This is a genomic window from Jejuibacter sp. L23, from assembly GCF_050815825.1.
GTDB lineage: Bacteria > Pseudomonadota > Gammaproteobacteria > Enterobacterales > Enterobacteriaceae > Jejubacter > Jejubacter calystegiae.
Window position 1 is genome coordinate 3895288 of record NZ_CP138199.1, and the last position, 17456, is coordinate 3912743.

Genomic DNA, 17456 nt, shown 5'->3' on the forward strand with positions numbered 1-17456 from the left:
AAATACCATGTCAGGAAGATGATCCCATTCCTGAATGAAACGGCCTAAACGGCAATAACTTTACTACCGATCCAAGAGAGGAGTGAAAAGGTCTCGAAGAGCTCTATCGTCAAACTTCTCCCGCTCTCTCTTGTTCGATGGTGGGAAACTCGGGGAGGGAGCGGGACTGCTCCGGTCTTCAATCTCGCCGATTCGGTCCTCGATGTCTGAGACGGCGCTACTCAAAACATCTTCCGGCACGCCGAAACGGGGCGCGAACTTTTTGAGGGCATCGATACGATCCGATAAGGAGGACTCGCTATCATCCTCGTTGATGCGACTGGTATTCTCCTCGAACTCTTCTAGCACAGCGGCCTGCAAGGCATGGTTGATGCTGGACGGCAGCCCTTGCGCTGCATCCACTGCATCCACGAGCGTGGAGAGCATGTCACTCGAACACCAGCGTATAGTGTCCGTGATCGCCTTCTCAAGGAGCTCCAATAATTCGGTTTCGTATATGAATGGCCGCCCATATCCCTTGTCACCTAGCCGACAAAATATGTCGATCAAGGCCTCTCCATCCAACCATGCACCAAAGCCCTGCTGTGGATTGCGGGCAATCGCCATGATGCTGTCAGCAAATGCCCGCTCGTTCGTGAGCCGCCACCAGTCCATCAACATCCCCAGCCGTTTGGAGTTTGCAGCATCGTTGTATTCAAGCGACCGCGCGTCGCCAGCTCGCGGGCGCCAGTGCGGACGCGTTTCGATCATATCCAGCATGCCAGCGCAGGCTAGGGCGATCTTTGTTTGATCGTCTTCGCTAAGACCGCGCGGATACACAAAATCCCACAAACTCGACAACCAGTCTATGGAGACGGCTGTAGGGACAAGACGAATTAATAGCTCTGTGTCCAACAGATAGGATGAGAGATAATCCTTGAGCGAAGGATTGAGAAAAGAAACCCTTGGTCCGCTGATGTTGACAATGTTGACGAAGCTACCTTCTAGGATGCGAAGGGCTTCTTCGAAGTCCTTAGGCCCGTGCGGTTGGCCATAGGCTGTGCTCATCGCTGTATGTAAGGGCTCGAAAGACGAGCGAAGCGTGCCAAGGGGCACCCCATACTCCGTGAGAAAAAACATCGCCATCAAGAGGTGTCTGCACCGATGATCGATATGTGTCCGGAATGCGGTATCCCAAATCTGGCTAGGGTTATTCAGAGCACCGATAAAGGCCACAGCATAGTCTGCGGGTTCGATATCACCAATGCGAAATGCATCGGTCATAGCCTCGATGACACGCGGGTTATAGTTCTTGTGATCAACAATTTCCGCAAGCTTCTTGCTTTCCAATAGCGCACGGATATGCGACTGTGGTGTCTCTGACACGAGTAGATGATTGTAAAGAATCCTCGCCTTAATCCGGCGCGTATAAACACCAACATCGAGAACGTACTTCGTTACATCGAGGCGCTGGTCGCCAAGATGTTCGGAAACCCTCCGGGCTTCTTCAAAGATGTACCCGCGCGTCGTCAGGATAAAACGAGCATTTGGGGAGCGACGTACTCGGCTCATGAACCGCGCTAAATCAGAATCCTTGTGCGCCAGAGCTTGCCGGTCGAGGGCAACCCTTCCCAGGAAGTCGTCGAAAAGGAACACCTGCTTTTTGCTGTCGCTAATGGCCGCGAAGCCGTCCTCTAGACTACGGATGGGAACGAGCTCCCACTCCTCACTCAGGAAGGTGTAACACAGCATCTCGGCCAGTGTCGTTTTACCAACACCCGGGGGCCCTGAGATGATAAGAAGCCGATGCTTCTCCAGCGTAGCCAGTGATTGATCGAAGCTCGGGTTTGATGCGTAGACACGGACCTTCTGTTCAATATCTTCTCGCGTGAACGCTGCAAAGGTATGGGCCGCCGCGCGTACGACTCGGTCTAGAACACCCGCACCTGAAAGCCACAGTTTGATGTGCGACTTGAGAATATCTGGGAACTTCCGGAGAAGACCGTTGAGGTCCTCCGGACCAAAAATATCCGCTTCCGACCTCAGGCTGGGCCCTATAAGCGGAGTGAGCTTACCCTTTCCAAGTGGGGTGAACTTACAGGAAGTCGCTAAAATGTAGCGAATCGGAGCGAGCTTATCGATTGAAAATCGCTCACGCTTCATAGTGGCTATCAACTTACCGAACGGCGAACCTTCATAATGCTTCGCCTGTAGAATGACGTTACCATTAGCCTGCGCGTGCCGGCCATCAATACCGCCATCCGGCCCTGCGCAGAATGCTTCGAAGCGAAGTCCTTCTTCTCGTCCTATGAGGTCTCGAACAAGATCCTCAAAGTCGGCCGATGATAGATTTTTGAAATCGTAACTCATGCTGCCGTTTCGTCCACTGCGTCGGTGGCTGTGTTCTCATTCGCAAGTGCTAGAGTAGCTAGCGCTTGTGGCCCCATCATCATCTCATAATGCGCGAGGTGATTTGTGACTTCGAATATTCTGCGAAAAATATCGAGATAACGGGTGACCATTGCTTCATCGACAGAAATGTACAGGTCATCGTTGAAACTGTGCGATCCATCATTCACCCAAGTAAATAGCGAACCACATATTTGCTGGTCGCGACCCTCGAATCTCGCGCAGATGTCATCCTTATCAAGGTTTCCGAGAATCTTGAAGTAGTTCTCGAGGATGCGTCTTAGCGTGTTTTGGAGCGCGATATTTGATCGGTTCGGCGATCTGACCTCAGCCCAAAGGAGCTCATAAGAAGTACTGATAGGGTTGTGATTGTAGCTGGTGATTACGGATACATCGTTCACTTTCCGCACGATCCAAAACGTCTCATGTGCTCGGCATTCTGTGCCGCGCTTGGGATCGAAAGATACTTCCTTATGGAAGTAGATGTTGTGCGTCAATAGAAAGACCTGCTTAATAAGCCCAGTCCCTCGGCAAGCCTCATCGAGCACACGTTTGATCAGAGCACTGACGATAAAGAGCACATCGCTGTCAAGGCTAGAGACAGGATCGTCAAACACGACGACTCGCTCCGCATTTATCCCGCTTGCATTCATACTGCCTCTAATGAGGTGGTAAAAGTAGAGGAAAGTGATGAAGGTGCGCTCTCCCTCGCTAAGGGTGGTAGCCGCTTCGCTCCCATCTCCTCTTACAATTTCATAGAGGTTTTGATGTTGGCCAACGGTCGCGAGGCGGAAACCCGTAAAGCCGAACGATCTTAGAATGGCGTTAATTTCCGTAACGGTTGGCTGAACACTCGTTACTTCGCGTTCCAACGCTGCAAGTTCGTTACTGGCCTCTGCAAGCGCCGCTCGCTTTGAAGCAAGCCCGGCCGTCAGGCCAGTAACGGCACGATCAAGCCCCCTTTTCGCGTTATCGTGGTCAGTAAATGCGAGCCTCGACTCCTCAAGTAAACATCTCCAGATTTGCGATATAAGAGTGGCCCGCTCGGTCGCCAGATTGTCAACTGTCGCATTGTGCTTACCTATCTCAGTATTCGCGTTGGAGATAGCATCTTGAAGGGAGGCGACGATTTCACCAACGGGCTCAAGCGTGACTTGCGAACTTGCCTCTTTCCGTTTGCGGTCGATTTGCCGAAGATTCAACTCTAACCGTGCCGAGAGTCGATCGATATCGGCGCGAAACGCTACCACATCAAGATACTTGCTTCCCGCACTGTGGATCAACTCGAGCCGAGACAAAAGGGTTTTGGAGTGAGCATCATATGCGTCCCTTATGCGTTCGATTGCTGCGATATCAGCAAGATAGGTTTCGTCAAAGTAGTCATTCAGTTTTGTTTTAAGAGAGTCGTTCATCTCCTGCTGGCAGAATGGGCACTGCGGCCCCGTTTCGTCTACATAACCAAGGCCTTGCCGCACCCAGTCGCTGTTGCCGAGGCGACGTATAAGTGCAGCGATGTCGACGTCTTCTTTCCCTACGATTTTTTTCGAGAGAACTGCCGAGCCTTCAAGGACCACAAGGTCGTTGGCGTCAAACACTACGATGGGTGTAAGACGTTCGAGCCCTTTCTCAAAAATTGTCAGCGCACGTTGTTTGAGCTCGTCAAGCGGGACAATCTCAGCAGAGTTCTGCGCCCACTCCATCAGGATCTTGTCGCAAAAGTTAGCCTTTGAACTTCGGAAGCCAGTGAATGCCTCTTGAAAATAAGGATCGTGGAGTGTCTTGATCTCCCAGCATTTCTGTTCTATGCCAGTCCTTAAAGTCTGGAGTTCCCCGAGCTTGCCGGAGCTTACGTCACCCAAGGTATTTTGGAGTTGAGCAATGTCTCGGGTTAGGGATTGCACTTGGGCGTTCGCCGCTTCGATCTTGGCAAGCGTTTCAGCCTCCGCCTGCCCTAGCGTGAAAATGCCCGGCATCTGTTGAGCGAAATTCCGAGAGCAGAAGTCACTGTTGTAGACAAGACGCTCCAGTGGCTGACCGGTCCACGTAACAGCGCAGGCGGGTTTTGAAGCGGGGTCTGCAATGACACGCGAGATAGTCGTTTTACCCGATCCATTGGTACCGAAAATAAAATTGATTGAGCGAAGTCCTGCCAGACGTTGCGTATTTGCCCCGTAACTTGCTTCGTTTGTTATAGAAATATCAGATAGCATTTTATCCCCTTTCGCGCCGATTGCGAGTCCCCCCGAACGCGAGAATTAGCGAAACGGACTTAAGCATACACACTACGAAGCCACCTTGCGCCCAGCGTCGCAAAGGATATTCACTCATTTTTGAGGAAACCGCATCCAGCTTGGGCCGTCACGACCGACGCAGCTTGGTCATCATTGTTTCGCTGCGGATCCCGAACATGTACAGTCGCACTCAAATGCCTCTTTCATCTGTCGTAAAAGAATCGCCAACTCATCCAAACTTCCATCGCGACGTACTTCGGCAAGCAACTGTTCTGAATAGGCCGGATTGGCGCGGAGATATTCGACCATTACCTCAATATGTGATCTGTCTTTCATTTCGCGATACCCCCATCCCTACGGAACAATCAAGCATGCAGAATTTTGATATATTTCATGTTGCCCACCGAATTTTATTGGATTGCACAATCCAAAGTACATCAAAATGGATATGTATTGCAGGTTAAACCAGCAACCAATCCCGAAGAAGCATCAAACAGAAAACCCGAAAAACTGAGCATAACCCTTCGTCATTTTCTGGAAAAGACTATAGCGCTCATTTTCTCTCGAATTCCCGCCTGTAATTCGCGAAATTCGATCATCATCTGCTCAACGTCAACGGGCCTTGCACCTTGACCGCGCCTTTCAGCTAGCCAGAGCTTCAACAAACCCGCAACTCGACCAAGATTGCCATTCATCTTCACAAGTTCGCGCACTGCCTCCAAATCAGCCCGTGACCCTATCGGCTGATTCAGTCCGATGGCCCTTAAAAACGCAGCACAGGACAAGCCCGCCGCATCCGCTCTGCGTACCAATTCTCCCTTTTCATCATCAGTCACCCAGACCTTAATAGGGGGCACCTGACGGCGCGGCCGGTCTGCCTCTCTCTTTGATGTCTTGTTGTCGTTCATCAAACCTCCACAGCGTAATTGGTGGGGCGCGGCAGCGACTGTCAGCCTCGCAGAGCAAGATGCCGTCGAGCCGCAGGCGAGTAAGGGGCGGTGGTGGAGGCCCTAGCTGCGTAGCAGCGTAGGCCTACAACACACATCTTGCCGTACTGCTCAGTGCAATTTAACGCTAATGGCCAGCTTCGCTAACATCAGTTGCGTTCATTTTCCTATAATTGCGCTAGTTTTCCTTAAATCACGCAGTGTCGCGTTATTACGAGCACAGAATTGCGTAAAATTGCGCTAATTTTATTTGCTTGGATATACTGGTTTGGACCGAACATCGAGAACGGAGAAAGGCACATGACCGACCATCAAAATGCAAATACTGAACGTCGCCCTCAACGCCGTGGCCGCGCATCGTTCGTAGCGGTACTTGATGAGGTGCGGAAGGAGCACGAGCGCGGGGTACCGCTGGTGTGGATTTATGAGGCATTCGCGGACCGGCTCGAAATGGGATACACCCAGTTCACAAAATACGTCACACGATATATCAAACGAGGTCAGCCAATTCTCGCTCCCTACAAGCACGATGGGAAGCGATGATCCTGTTATGGTCAAGCATGCCGACGGTCGTTAGAATGCAATTACATTCAACGGCGTAAAGCCAAAATAACACCAAAGAGGAGTGGATAAATTGGCTAGAAAGACACTTTCAGAGCGGCGAGCTGATGCGCTTTCTGAGCTTGAAATGGCGAAAGCCAGATTGGCAAAACTCGACAATGAGGCAGCAGAAAGAATCGGAAGAATTGCAATAAAGTCAGGATTGGTTAATCTTGATCTTACGGACGATCAAGTCCGGGAGGAATTCGACAAAATCGTGGAAAGGATCAGCAAGGGGAATTGATCATGAAGACAGCTCACCGCATCAGCGCATTGGCCAATCAACTCAACGAATTGCAAGCCTGCCTCGGTCGAGCCAGTGGGAGGTCTAGCAAGAGCGTTATGGAAGCCCAGCGCATTGCGGCCGAGCTGGCTTCTTCACTCGAAGAGTGGCACCTTGAAACGTTGCACATCCCTGAAACAGAGCGTGACCTCTATCGCGTACAGAATCCCTATTACGCGACCCACTGACGCCGCACACCGCCTTATCAAAAGCTCACTTCGGTGGGCTTTTTTTGTCCGCAAAACGTAACAAACCGGACAGCCGAACCCCATTCACGCGTCAAGAAAAACGCGATCAAAATCATAGTGTTGAGAAACAATCTCTTGAAGATTGACGGACAGTTTACGGACATAAACCATTGAATTATATGCAGATAAAAAATTATCCGCATATTTAAAACTGCTCCATATCGGTAAATAATCAAACCTCTAATGATGACAAAACGAGGCATTCGGTATGGAAATAGAATCGCAAAAAACGTCAGCTTATGCCGCCCGAAAATTCGGTCGAGGCGCGGCGCTCGCTCTAGCAATGGCAAGCGCAAGCCTTAGTGTAAGTCTCTACATGGCACCGGCTCCGGCCTATGCCATCTACTGCTCGAACTGCTCGACGTTCTATCAGCAGATGTACGAGTACGCCGAAGCGGTCAACACACAACTGAACACCGCGCAGCAGTTGCAGACGCAGATCCAGCAGTACGACAACATGATTAAGCAGGGCATGTCACTGCCCAACCGCATGTTCAACACCATCACTGGCGACCTTCAGCGCGTGGCCAGTGTCTACAACTCGGCGCAGTCGCTCGGCCGCAACATCAGCAATCTGGACGAACAGTTTCGCCAGCAGTTCAAGGGCTATGACAGCTATCTGAACTCGATTGGCCAAGGCCAAAGCAACATGCCGCAGCGTTATCGAGATTGGGCGCAATCGGGCTTCGATAACGCCCGCACGGCCATGCAGGCCGCTGGCGTAAATACCAGCACATTCGAGAATGAGAGCGCGATGCTGGATCAGTTGGTGAGCCGTTCGCAGTCGGCCGTTGGCCGTCAGCAGGCCATTCAAGCCGGGAACGAGATTGCGGCGCAGAACGTGCAGCAGCTCCAGAAGCTGCGCGATCTGGTGGCTACGCAAATCACCCTGCAAGGCAACTACATGGCCAAGCAAACCGAGCAGGAGGCCATGAAGAACGCCGCTGATGAACATTTCTGGGGCGGTCAAAGCACACGCGGCGGCGCTAAAGGGTACTGATTATGACGATTTCTAAGATCTTCCTTTTGATGCTGTGCCTCGGTTCCGCTCTTGGTGGGGCCGTTTTGGCTGGTGTGATTGTCTACGCGGGCAATGATTGCGCGGTAACGACACCCCAGACCCCGAAAGAGGCAGACGCAAAATTCTGGAGCGGCCAAAGCACACGCGGCGGCGCTAAGGGGTACTGATTATGCAGCGTTCACTAATGCTGAATTGCATCATTATCGGCCTGCTTCTGACAGCCGGAAGCGCCTCGGCCGCCGGTGTCGATTTGGGGCAAAGCGACACTTCAATGCAAAGCCTCTTGGATATGATTCTGGAGAAATCCAGCGAGTGGGGGCCAAAGTTACAAGGGTATGCCCGAAATTTGTTGTTCCTGCTCGCTGGGATTCAGTTCGTTTGGACGTTCGGCAACTTGCTTTGGCAAAGTGCGGAAGTAGGAGAAATGTTCCGCGAGCTGATCAAGTTCGTCATGACGATAGGCTTTTTCCTCGCCTTGCTGACGTACTCCACGGAGTGGAGCACGGCTATCGTGAACAGCTTCCGTGAAGCAGGGGCACATGCTTCGGGATTTGTCAAGGAACTGATGCCCGGCGATATGTTCGCCACTGCTGTGGAGCTATCAGAGAAAGTGCTATCCAGCATTTCTCTTTTCTCTCCCGAAACTGCGATTGTCATTGCTATTTCGGGCATCATCATTCTGCTGTGTTTCGCGTTCATCGCCGCATTTATGTTCGTGACGCTTGTCGAGTCTTACGTACTGATAAATGCGGCCGTGCTGTTCGTCGGCTTTGGCGGTTCGTCGTGGACGCGGGATTTCGCAATTGCTCCACTTCGCTATGCCGTGGCCGTTGGTGCCAAGCTGTTCATTCTGACGTTGATTGTCGGCCTGATCGTGACGGTATCAAAGGAATGGTTCGCTCACTACCAAGGTGATATTGGATCAACGCTAACCTTACTGGGTCTGTCGTTGGTGTGCGCCTACCTGTCTCGTTCTATCCCGGATCTGATTGCGGGCATGATCACCGGCTCATCGATGGGCGGCGGTGCGGCGATCGGTGGTATGGCAATGACTGCTACGGCCGCCGTCGGCGGCTTGGCTGTGGGTTCCATGATGTCAGGCGGCGCAAATGCAGCCGGTGGCGCTGCGGGTGCGTTGGGCGGCGGTTCTGGTGGTGGCGCTGGAAGTGGATTGGCCGAAAGCATCAATGCGAGCATGGCCGGTGGCCAGCAGAACCTTGCACCGTCCGCCATGCCGTCCATGAACAGTACGTCGACCAAAGGAACGGCGACGGGCGGTAGCACAGCCGCTCAGTCGGCCGGTTCTCGCGTCGGTGGCTCGCAGGCGGGCAAATCGCTGTCAGATAGCGGCATCAACAGCCCGATCGACACTCCGCGCAACAGTGGTCTCAGTGGGCCGCAGCAGGCGGCGCAAACACTGAAAAAAGCGGCCTCCGGCGCTAACAACTTGGCTAGTGCGGCCACCCGTGGCCTCGGGACGCTCGCCGCTATCTCTGTGCCGGGCATGGAAGGCGCGGCGAGTATGGGCGGCGGCACCCCGCCGCAAATGCCTGACGGCGATGAGGGTGACGAAAAACACCCACCTAACAGCGGTGTATCCGCAGATGTTGCGGAAGAAACCAATGTTATTCGTCCAGCACAAGAACCGTCCGCAGCCCCGGCACAACCGACCGGCGCGGAGAAATCCAACAACCCGAAACAGGAAGGTGAGGCATGAACCTCTATAGCAAACCAATTCCCGGCACCCTTGCTCGCATGAAGGTGCCCGGCATGTCAGCGGAAGCGACGGCCAAGGCTGACGCGCTGGCAGCGACTGGAAACCGCAAGAGCGATGAAACCCAATCAACTGCTGCCAAGGCGGCCAATGCACCGGAGACCGAACAATGATTGAATATCTGATTTTCTGTGTGGCGGCCTTCGCTGTCGCCTTCGGCATGTACTTCCTGCGCGAATACCTGCGCTCACGGGGCTATGGACCGCAACTCGATGCATTTGCGCGGTGGCTGGAACCACGAGAACAACGCATGAACCGTTATCGCCTTAAGGCTGCTAATGGCTTGTTTGGGGCGGCGCAGTCCATCAACCGCCTCCCGCTGTTCGGAAGCAAGCATCAGGTGGTGATGATAGAGCAACTGCGCATGGCCATCATGTCGGAACAAACACTAAAAGAGCGCCAGCAGCGCCGCAAATGATCCCGCCCGCCCTGCCAAGTGCAGGGCTTTTTTTGGCACCAAAAGGAAGGACGTTCTCCGCTCCGTCTATTACACACCGTAAAAACGGCCTGTATCGCCCTGTGAGAAGTTTTCACACCTGACAGCAATAAACTCCATTGCGACGCCGAAAAAAACACCACCACGACCCATGCGGGAGCGATTTTGTACGCTTTTTCAGTCCATTAGAGCCTTATGCCGGTTTTGGCCCTGTCCTTCCCTTTTTGGTGCCTGATGTCTTTTTGCCGGTTTCAACAGCTCGACCAGGCTCTGCGACCGGTGGGTAATCCACGGAACTAACCGCGTCGGCGACGGCTGGCCCACCCCACCTTTTTGGTGCCCAACGGCCGTAGGCCGACCAAGAGCAGCAAGCGATGAGCTGCGCCATCAAGGCGCGGCGCTTAGCGCGCATGCTGGAGATTCTTAGAGAATCTTGGATGGAATTTGCGAACGGCCCGCAAAGGCCCGCCGTTGCTGGGTTTTCAGAAACTGGCCGGGTGCCGTTAAACAGGGGGCTGGGTACTGTTAAACAGGGGGTGGGGTGCCGTTAAACAGGGGGAGCAGCGTTACAGTCGGATGCCTTGGGTCGCCCGATTTCCCATTTGCCCTTAGCATACTCGTCCAGCCTCCAACCCACGGCAGCAAGCTCGGCCAGCGCCTTGCGTGCCGTCTGGCGGCGCTTTTTGATGGTATTCGGGTTGGTCGGTTCATCCGGCCAAACATAGCCGCATAGCGTGTCCAGCTCTACCCGCCCCGACTTACCGAGGTCAATCCAGCCGCATAGTCGTTGATGAATCAGGCGGGCGGGGTCGGTCTGTAGCTTCCTAACTTCGGCCATGTCTATGCGGATGTGCTGCCCGCCCATGATTGCGCGAGCAATAAGAGGGTTCAATGCCACATACAGCTTGCCGTCCTGCTCATCACTTGCGTACTCAGACAGCAATCGGAAGCCCTGCCGCTTCCTTCCATTTTGCGCAATGATAGAGACTTTCCAGAGCCTCTCAATGCAATCGCGTACTGGCCTAGTATTGTCGATATCCGCATAGCCAACCTCACGGGCCAGCGACCGATAGCTACCCTTGACCACCATCGCATCCTGCTGGACAGCTTCCCACTTGGGTTCGAGAAATAGCCGCAGCTGCCGACCGGCTTCTGTCTGAGGATCGGGAGAAAGCACAAGGCCAGAAGGTCCAGCCATTGCTACCAGTCCTTGCAGAATACGGAGATCGTCGGCCCCCAGCGGTTCCGGCCCACTGAACTCGATACGCTTGCCGTTGCCGTAGTCATATACAACGTCCAGCTTGCTACGCTTGCGTTCGCCACGTTTGAGGCTACGGAACAGGCCGGGTGCCAGACAATGCACCGGGTCGTGCCGGGCGTGAGTTAAGTCATGCTTGCTCACGTTGATGCCCCTTTCCGCTGTCCTGCTTGGCGTCCAACAACTCCACCGGCAGCAAAACGCCGCCGTCATGACGCTGATACCAGCGATCATCGTCGTCTTCGGCGTAGTTGCCCTTGCTCACGCCGAACCGCAGAAAGTGTTTGCGCCGCTCATTTCCGATAGGCCGTCGGTCATATATGCGATCACTGAGGCGTTCGGCCTCAGCCTCGGTCATTCTGGCGACATAGCCACACCAGCGGGCATTGTCGATTAGAGCGGATGCGCCTCGTGCTGCCTGCTGTTGATCCGTCTGACCTTCGCGGGCGCTACCTTTGCTGACATGATGCAGGTATAGAACTGAGGCTCCGGTGCTGGCCGCAACATGCTCAAGCGTGGCAACAAGTCTTGCCATGTCGCCGTTGCTGTTCTCGTCTCTGTCATGAATGCGGCTCAGGGTATCCAGTACGATCAACCGGGCACCGGCGCAAAATTCAATGACGCGGGCAAGGTGCCGCTCATCCATCACGTTCAAGCGCTTACCCATGATCGGCTCAAGGGTGAGGTTCTGCGCGATGGCTTCGCGTGACTGCTGGTTCAGGTGCTGGCCAATGGAATGAATACGGCGCACCAGTGCGACTTTCGGGTCTTCTCCAGCGCAATAGACCACGCGGCCAGTACTGGCCGGGGAAAGCCCTAAAAGATCACCACCGGCAATGCTGCAAGCGATGGTCATTGCGGCTTCCAGTGCCCAGAAGCTCTTTCCTGTGGCTCCGGGAGCCACCAACGCGCCTACTGTCCCTGCAAGGAAGCCCGGCCAAATAAAGTCCAGTGTGGGCGGTTCGTTTTCGAACGCCGCCCGTAAGTCAATCGCCACAATTCAGGCCCCCATTCCGGGCCGGGGAGCCGGGCCGCCTTTCTTACGTGCATCAAGCCATTCCAATATCTCGGCCAAATCCCAAACAACTTTTCGGCTGCTGAGTGCAATGCGACGAGGGAATGCCCCTTGTTGCTCAAGATTGAAAATTGTTCTTTCAGAAAACGGAATTATTTCTAACAGCCTCTTTTTGTCGATAAGGACCGTGGGCTTATGCGTGAATTTTGTTTGCATACCGAATACCTCGTTTTGTCATCATGCGAGGCTTAAGTATTGCTCTAAAATGCCCTATATTTCCAGACATCTATCGCCATTTTTTTCAAAAAAAATCAATCACATAGTGCACGTCAAACGTCCGTTTGGCGGACAGCGTTATTCGCCAAATCTCTTGTTTTCCGGGAGTTTTTTTAAAGAATTTTTGGAGATAATAAATGTCCGTCAAACATATTTTTACGGACAAAGAAAAGCCCACCGAAGTGGGCATTTCGCTACAAAAAGCAGGTCTCAAGGCTCCGAATCAGTCCTTGAGGCGGGGCTTCCTGATTGTCCACTCGTCGATCATGTCCGCCCAATCCTGTAGCATCGCCCTGCGCTGATCGCGGTACTCGGCCTTGTTGTAGACGGCGCGAACGCCCTTCTGTTCGTGCGCAAGGCACTTCTCGATCCAGTCAGTGTTATAGCCTGCCTCATGCAGCAGCGTGCTGGCTGTACGCCGCAAGTCGTGCGGTCCGAACTTGCCAAGCGACTGTCCTTCCTTCTGAGCCAGACGATAGATCAGCGTGAGCACCCGATTGAGCGTGGCGCTGCTCATCGGTAAGTCCGAGTCATAGCGCGACGGCAGCACGTACTCCGAGCTGCCCGCGAAGATTTTCAGAGCTATGAAAATGTCGAGCGCCTGCCTAGAAAGGAACACCAAATGGGGATTACGGCGCTTCATCCGCTCCTTGGGGATTGTCCAGAGCGCGTCGGTGAAATTGATTTCGCTCCACGTTGCGTTGGTCAGTTCGCTTTTGCGTACCATCGTAAGCAACAGCAACTTGGCGGCCGCACGGATCGAAGGTGTGGTGCCAATGCGCTCCATATACTGGTACATCAAGCCAATTTCATCTGGCGTCAGTGCTCGATCTCGCGGCTCGAACTTGGCGATAGTCGAGGGGCGCACCAGATCGGCCGGGTTCTCAACCTTCTGGCCGCGTTCTATGGCCCAACGGAAGACCTGCATCACAATTTCGCGGCAAAGCACGGCCGTTGCCGGCGCCCCGCGCTCCACGATCGCATCAGTCAGCGCCCGTAAATCCTCATGGGTGATTTCTGTCAGCTTCTGGTTACCGAACTTCGGCTTAAGCTCGCGCTCGAAGGTAGCTCGACGCATATCGCGGGTAACGTCAGCCATTTGATAGCCGCGTAGCCACTTTTCGCCCCAAGCACCAAAGTTTTCAGCGTCCTTAACGCGGGCTTTGTCCCGCGCCTTCTCTTTGGCTGGAGATTTCCCTGCGGCGATCATCTTCTTGGCCTCGCCGAGCCGTTCGCGGGCTTCGGCTAGCGTAATCCCTCCGACACCGTACCGGCCGAAGGTGATGGTCTCCTGCCTACCGTGGATCGAGTAGTTGTAGCGGAATGAAATCGAACCCGCAGGCGTGATGGCCACGTAGAGGCCGTCACGGTCATTCACTTTGTAGAGCTTGTCCTTGGGCTTGAGGTTGCGCAGCTTGGTATCAGTCAGCATGATCGGATTGAATCTCCACTCAAAAATACCATGCTCAAGAACCTCCGCAATCCCTCCATAATCACCTTACAAAACAATGCGTTAGCCTATATTGATACCATGAACACCCCACTGAGGGTCGCATGGTATCGAGTTCCGAACATGGCATCAGGTTCAAATCGTACCACCCATTCTGCCATAAGAAGGAGTTGCTTGACGATGCCCTATATTGCCAGACACTGCCAGACGCAAAATCGAAAAAAGTCCGCATTTACGCGGACTTAGATGTTATTAATGCCAGTAGATGCCTGACAATGCCAGACGTTGGATCATTCCCACTCAATGGTCGCTGGCGGCTTACCAGAGATGTCATACACCACGCGGGAGATGCCATCCACTTCGTTGATGATGCGGTTAGAGACGCGGCCCAGGAATTCATAAGGCAGATGCGCCCAGTGAGCGGTCATAAAGTCGATGGTTTCGACGGCACGCAGGGAAACCACCCAGTCGTACTTACGGCCATCGCCCATAACGCCTACCGAACGCACCGGCAGGAACACGGTGAACGCCTGGCTGACTTTGTCGTACAGGTCGGCTTTACGCAGCTCTTCAATGAAAATGGCGTCGGCGCGACGCAGCAGATCGCAGTACTCTTTCTTCACTTCGCCCAGTACGCGAACGCCCAGACCCGGTCCCGGGAACGGATGGCGATACAGCATCTCGAACGGCAGACCCAGCTCCAGGCCAATCTTGCGCACTTCGTCTTTGAACAGCTCTTTCAGCGGTTCAACCAGGCCCATCTTCATCTCTTTCGGCAGGCCGCCCACGTTGTGGTGCGACTTGATGACATGCGCCTTACCGGTGGCGGAAGCGGCAGACTCGATAACGTCCGGGTAGATAGTGCCCTGGGCCAGCCACTTCACGTCTTCCAGTTTCAGCGCTTCTTCGTCGAACACTTCTACGAAGACGCGACCGATAGTTTTACGCTTGGCTTCCGGCTCGTCGATACCGGCCAGTTGTGACAGGAAGCGCTCTTCTGCGGGCACATGAACAATGTTCAGTCCGAAATGGTCGCCGAACATTTCCATCACCTGCTGGGCTTCGTTCAGACGCAGCAGACCGTTGTCCACGAAGACGCAGGTCAGGCGATCGCCAATGGCGCGGTGCAACAGCATCGCCGTCACAGAAGAATCCACGCCGCCGGACAGGCCGAGAATCACTTTATCGTTACCCACCTGCTGGCGGATGCGCTCAACGGCATCGTCGATGATTTTCGCTGGCGTCCACAGCGCTTCGCAGCCACAGATGTCACGCACGAAGCGTTCCAGCATCCGCAGGCCCTGGCGGGTATGCGTCACTTCCGGGTGGAACTGCACGCCGTAGAAGCGTTTTTCTTCGTTAGCCATAATGGCGAACGGACAGGTTTCGGTGCTGGCAACGGTCACAAAACCGTCGGGGATGGCGGTCACTTTGTCGCCGTGGCTCATCCAGACATCCAGCAGCGGGTTACCGCTGGCGCTCAGGGCGTCTTCAATGCCTTCCACCAGCATGCTGTCGGTGGTGACTTCCACCTGGGCATAGCCGAATTCGCGCTCGCTGGAGCCTTCAACCTGGCCACCCAACTGCATCGCCATGGTCTGCATGCCGTAGCACACGCCGAATACCGGCACTCCCGCCTCAAAGACATACTGCGGCGCACGCGGGCTGTTGGCTTCCGTGGTGCTCTCCGGACCGCCGGAAAGAATAATCCCGTTGGGGTTAAACCCACGAATCTGTTCTTCAGTCACATCCCACGCCCAGAGTTCGCAGTACACGCCCAGTTCACGCACGCGGCGCGCAACCAGCTGGGTATACTGAGAACCGAAGTCGAGAATAAGTATGCGATGTTTATGAATGTTTTCCGTCATTGACGTTTATTCCGAGGCAGTAGCAATTAAAGTCAATCGCCCGGCGCAGGGCCGGGCGAGTCATATCAGGAGCCCAGGCGATAGTTGGGGGACTCTTTGGTGATGGTCACATCGTGGACGTGACTTTCCTGAATCCCCGCGCCGCTGATGCGAACAAACTCCGCTTTGGTGCGCAGGGCGTCGATAGTACCACAGCCGGTCAGGCCCATACAGGAGCGCAGGCCCCCCATCTGCTGATGCACTATCTCTTTCAGGCGGCCCTTATAGGCTACGCGCCCTTCAATCCCTTCCGGCACCAGTTTGTCGGCGGCGTTATCGCTCTGGAAGTAGCGATCGGAAGAGCCTTTGGACATGGCGCCCAGCGAGCCCATACCGCGGTAGGATTTGAAGGAACGGCCCTGGTAGAGTTCGATCTCCCCCGGGGACTCTTCGGTGCCCGCCAGCATGGAGCCCACCATCACGGCGCTGGCGCCAGCGGCGATAGCCTTGGCAATGTCGCCGGAGAAACGGATACCGCCATCGGCGATAACCGGAATACCGGTGCCTTCCAGCGCTTCAACGGCGTCGGAGACGGCAGTGATCTGCGGAACCCCTACCCCGGTGACGATACGGGTAGTACAGATGGAGCCGGGGCCGATACCCACTTTCACTGCGCTAACGCCAGCTTCCGCCAGGGCACGCGCGCCAGCGGCCGTCGCGACGTTACCGCCGATAATCTGCAGATCCGGGTATTTGGCGCGGGTTTCGCGAATGCGCTCCAGCACCCCTTCTGAATGACCGTGGGAAGAGTCGATCAGCAGCACGTCAACGCCTGCGGCAACCAGCGCGTCGATACGCTCTTCGTTACCGGCGCCAGCGCCTACCGCCGCGCCTACGCGCAGGCGGCCATGCTCATCTTTACAGGCGTTTGGCTTACGCTCGGCCTTCTGGAAATCTTTCACGGTGATCATGCCGCGCAGGTGGAAACCTTCATCCACCACCAGCGCCTTCTCAACGCGCTTTTCGTGCATGCGGGTCAGCACCACATCGCGGGACTCGCCTTCACGCACGGTGACCAGACGCTCTTTCGGGGTCATATAGGCGCTGACTGGCTGGCTGAGATCGGTCACGAAACGCACGTCACGGCCGGTGATGATACCGACCAGTTCGTTAGCTTCGTTAACCACCGGGTAACCGGCAAAGCCGTTACGCTCGGTCAGCTCTCTGACCTCTTTCAGGGTGGTGGAAGGCAGCACGGTCTGCGGGTCAGTCACTACGCCGCTTTCGTGTTTCTTCACCCGCCGAACCTCTTCGGCCTGGCGCTCAATGGACATGTTCTTGTGAATAAAACCAAGTCCGCCTTCCTGAGCCAGCGCAATCGCCAGACGCGCTTCGGTGACGGTATCCATAGCCGCAGAAAGCATAGGAATATTCAGGCGAATGGATTGGGTCAGTTGAGTACTGAGATCGGCGGTGTTCGGCAGAACGGTGGAGTGTGCGGGAACCAGCAGAACGTCATCAAACGTGAGTGCTTCTTTAGCGATACGTAGCATGGGCAATATCTCGACCTGGGGGTTAGAGAACAGATAAAATATTGCCGCGGCATTATACAGGTGGTAATCGGTTGCATCCACATTTTTTTGCTAAAAAACTTGCCTTCACCTGTCGTAACGGTAGTATCG

At 54.5% G+C, this 17456-nt stretch carries 17 protein-coding genes; 7 read left to right on the forward strand and 10 right to left on the reverse strand.

Features of this window, described 5'->3' with window-relative positions; all coding sequences use genetic code 11:
• Window positions 1-63 precede the first annotated feature (63 nt).
• From SCU88_RS18610 to SCU88_RS18625, 4 genes are all read right to left on the reverse strand, one after another.
• Window positions 64-2349, reverse strand: a complete 2286-nt coding sequence (locus SCU88_RS18610) for a restriction endonuclease (protein ID WP_175341967.1) — start codon at window positions 2347-2349, stop codon at window positions 64-66.
• Window positions 2346-4598, reverse strand: coding sequence for an AAA family ATPase (locus SCU88_RS18615; RefSeq protein WP_175341968.1), 2253 nt, complete (start codon window positions 4596-4598; stop codon window positions 2346-2348). Before SCU88_RS18615 ends, SCU88_RS18610 begins: the two co-directional genes overlap by 4 nt.
• Window positions 4599-4769: 171 nt before the next feature.
• Window positions 4770-4955 carry a hypothetical protein gene (locus tag SCU88_RS18620; protein WP_175341969.1) on the reverse strand — a complete coding sequence of 62 codons (186 nt, stop codon included), beginning with the start codon at window positions 4953-4955 and terminating at the stop codon, window positions 4770-4772.
• Between the two features lie 191 nt (window positions 4956-5146).
• The gene (locus SCU88_RS18625; protein WP_175341970.1) at window positions 5147-5527 is read right to left on the reverse strand and encodes a plasmid mobilization protein; all 381 of its coding nucleotides are present in this window, start codon (window positions 5525-5527) and stop codon (window positions 5147-5149) included.
• A gap of 339 nt (window positions 5528-5866) precedes the next feature.
• Here SCU88_RS18625 and SCU88_RS18630 point away from each other — a divergent pair, with 339 nt between their 5' ends.
• The 7 genes from SCU88_RS18630 (at window position 5867) to SCU88_RS18660 (ending at window position 9910) form a co-directional block, all read left to right on the forward strand.
• Window positions 5867-6109, forward strand: a complete 243-nt coding sequence (locus SCU88_RS18630) for a TraK family protein (protein ID WP_094249133.1) — start codon at window positions 5867-5869, stop codon at window positions 6107-6109.
• A gap of 82 nt (window positions 6110-6191) precedes the next feature.
• Entirely contained in the window at window positions 6192-6410 is a 219-nt protein-coding gene (locus SCU88_RS18635) for a TraC family protein (RefSeq protein WP_249539618.1), read from the forward strand.
• 2 nt (window positions 6411-6412) lie between these two features.
• Complete coding sequence (locus SCU88_RS18640; RefSeq protein ID WP_175341971.1) at window positions 6413-6637, forward strand: hypothetical protein; 225 nt, start codon at window positions 6413-6415, stop codon at window positions 6635-6637.
• A 268-nt stretch (window positions 6638-6905) separates the two neighbouring features.
• Window positions 6906-7697, forward strand: a complete 792-nt coding sequence (trbJ, locus tag SCU88_RS18645; RefSeq protein ID WP_175341972.1) for a P-type conjugative transfer protein TrbJ — start codon at window positions 6906-6908, stop codon at window positions 7695-7697.
• 190 nt (window positions 7698-7887) lie between these two features.
• A complete protein-coding gene (gene trbL, locus SCU88_RS18650) occupies window positions 7888-9435 on the forward strand; it encodes a P-type conjugative transfer protein TrbL (protein WP_431810039.1) in 1548 nt (515 codons plus the stop codon).
• The gene (locus tag SCU88_RS18655; protein WP_175341973.1) at window positions 9432-9605 is read left to right on the forward strand and encodes a hypothetical protein; all 174 of its coding nucleotides are present in this window, start codon (window positions 9432-9434) and stop codon (window positions 9603-9605) included. Before trbL ends, SCU88_RS18655 begins: the two co-directional genes overlap by 4 nt.
• Window positions 9602-9910: a hypothetical protein gene (locus SCU88_RS18660; protein WP_175341974.1), complete on the forward strand. Its 309-nt coding sequence runs from the start codon at window positions 9602-9604 to the stop codon at window positions 9908-9910. Before SCU88_RS18655 ends, SCU88_RS18660 begins: the two co-directional genes overlap by 4 nt.
• Window positions 9911-10475: 565 nt before the next feature.
• Here SCU88_RS18660 and repC read toward each other — a convergent pair.
• The 6 genes from repC to guaB all read right to left on the reverse strand — a co-directional run bounded on the left by repC (window position 10476) and on the right by guaB (window position 17327).
• Window positions 10476-11330 (reverse strand): replication protein C, IncQ-type, encoded by an 855-nt coding sequence (gene repC / locus SCU88_RS18665; RefSeq protein ID WP_175341975.1) that lies wholly within the window; start codon window positions 11328-11330, stop codon window positions 10476-10478.
• Entirely contained in the window at window positions 11317-12183 is an 867-nt protein-coding gene (locus tag SCU88_RS18670) for an AAA family ATPase (RefSeq protein WP_175341976.1), read from the reverse strand. The genes repC and SCU88_RS18670 overlap by 14 nt, the downstream gene beginning before the upstream one ends.
• 3 nt (window positions 12184-12186) lie before the next feature.
• Window positions 12187-12417 carry an AlpA family phage regulatory protein gene (locus tag SCU88_RS18675; protein ID WP_175341977.1) on the reverse strand — a complete coding sequence of 77 codons (231 nt, stop codon included), beginning with the start codon at window positions 12415-12417 and terminating at the stop codon, window positions 12187-12189.
• A gap of 283 nt (window positions 12418-12700) precedes the next feature.
• Complete coding sequence (locus SCU88_RS18680; protein WP_175341978.1) at window positions 12701-13909, reverse strand: tyrosine-type recombinase/integrase; 1209 nt, start codon at window positions 13907-13909, stop codon at window positions 12701-12703.
• A gap of 308 nt (window positions 13910-14217) precedes the next feature.
• The gene (gene guaA / locus SCU88_RS18685) at window positions 14218-15795 is read right to left on the reverse strand and encodes a glutamine-hydrolyzing GMP synthase (protein ID WP_138098876.1); all 1578 of its coding nucleotides are present in this window, start codon (window positions 15793-15795) and stop codon (window positions 14218-14220) included.
• Window positions 15796-15860: 65 nt separating this feature from the next.
• On the reverse strand, window positions 15861-17327 hold the full coding sequence (guaB, locus tag SCU88_RS18690; protein ID WP_138099312.1) for an IMP dehydrogenase: 1467 nt from the start codon (window positions 17325-17327) through the stop codon (window positions 15861-15863).
• Window positions 17328-17456 lie beyond the last annotated feature (129 nt).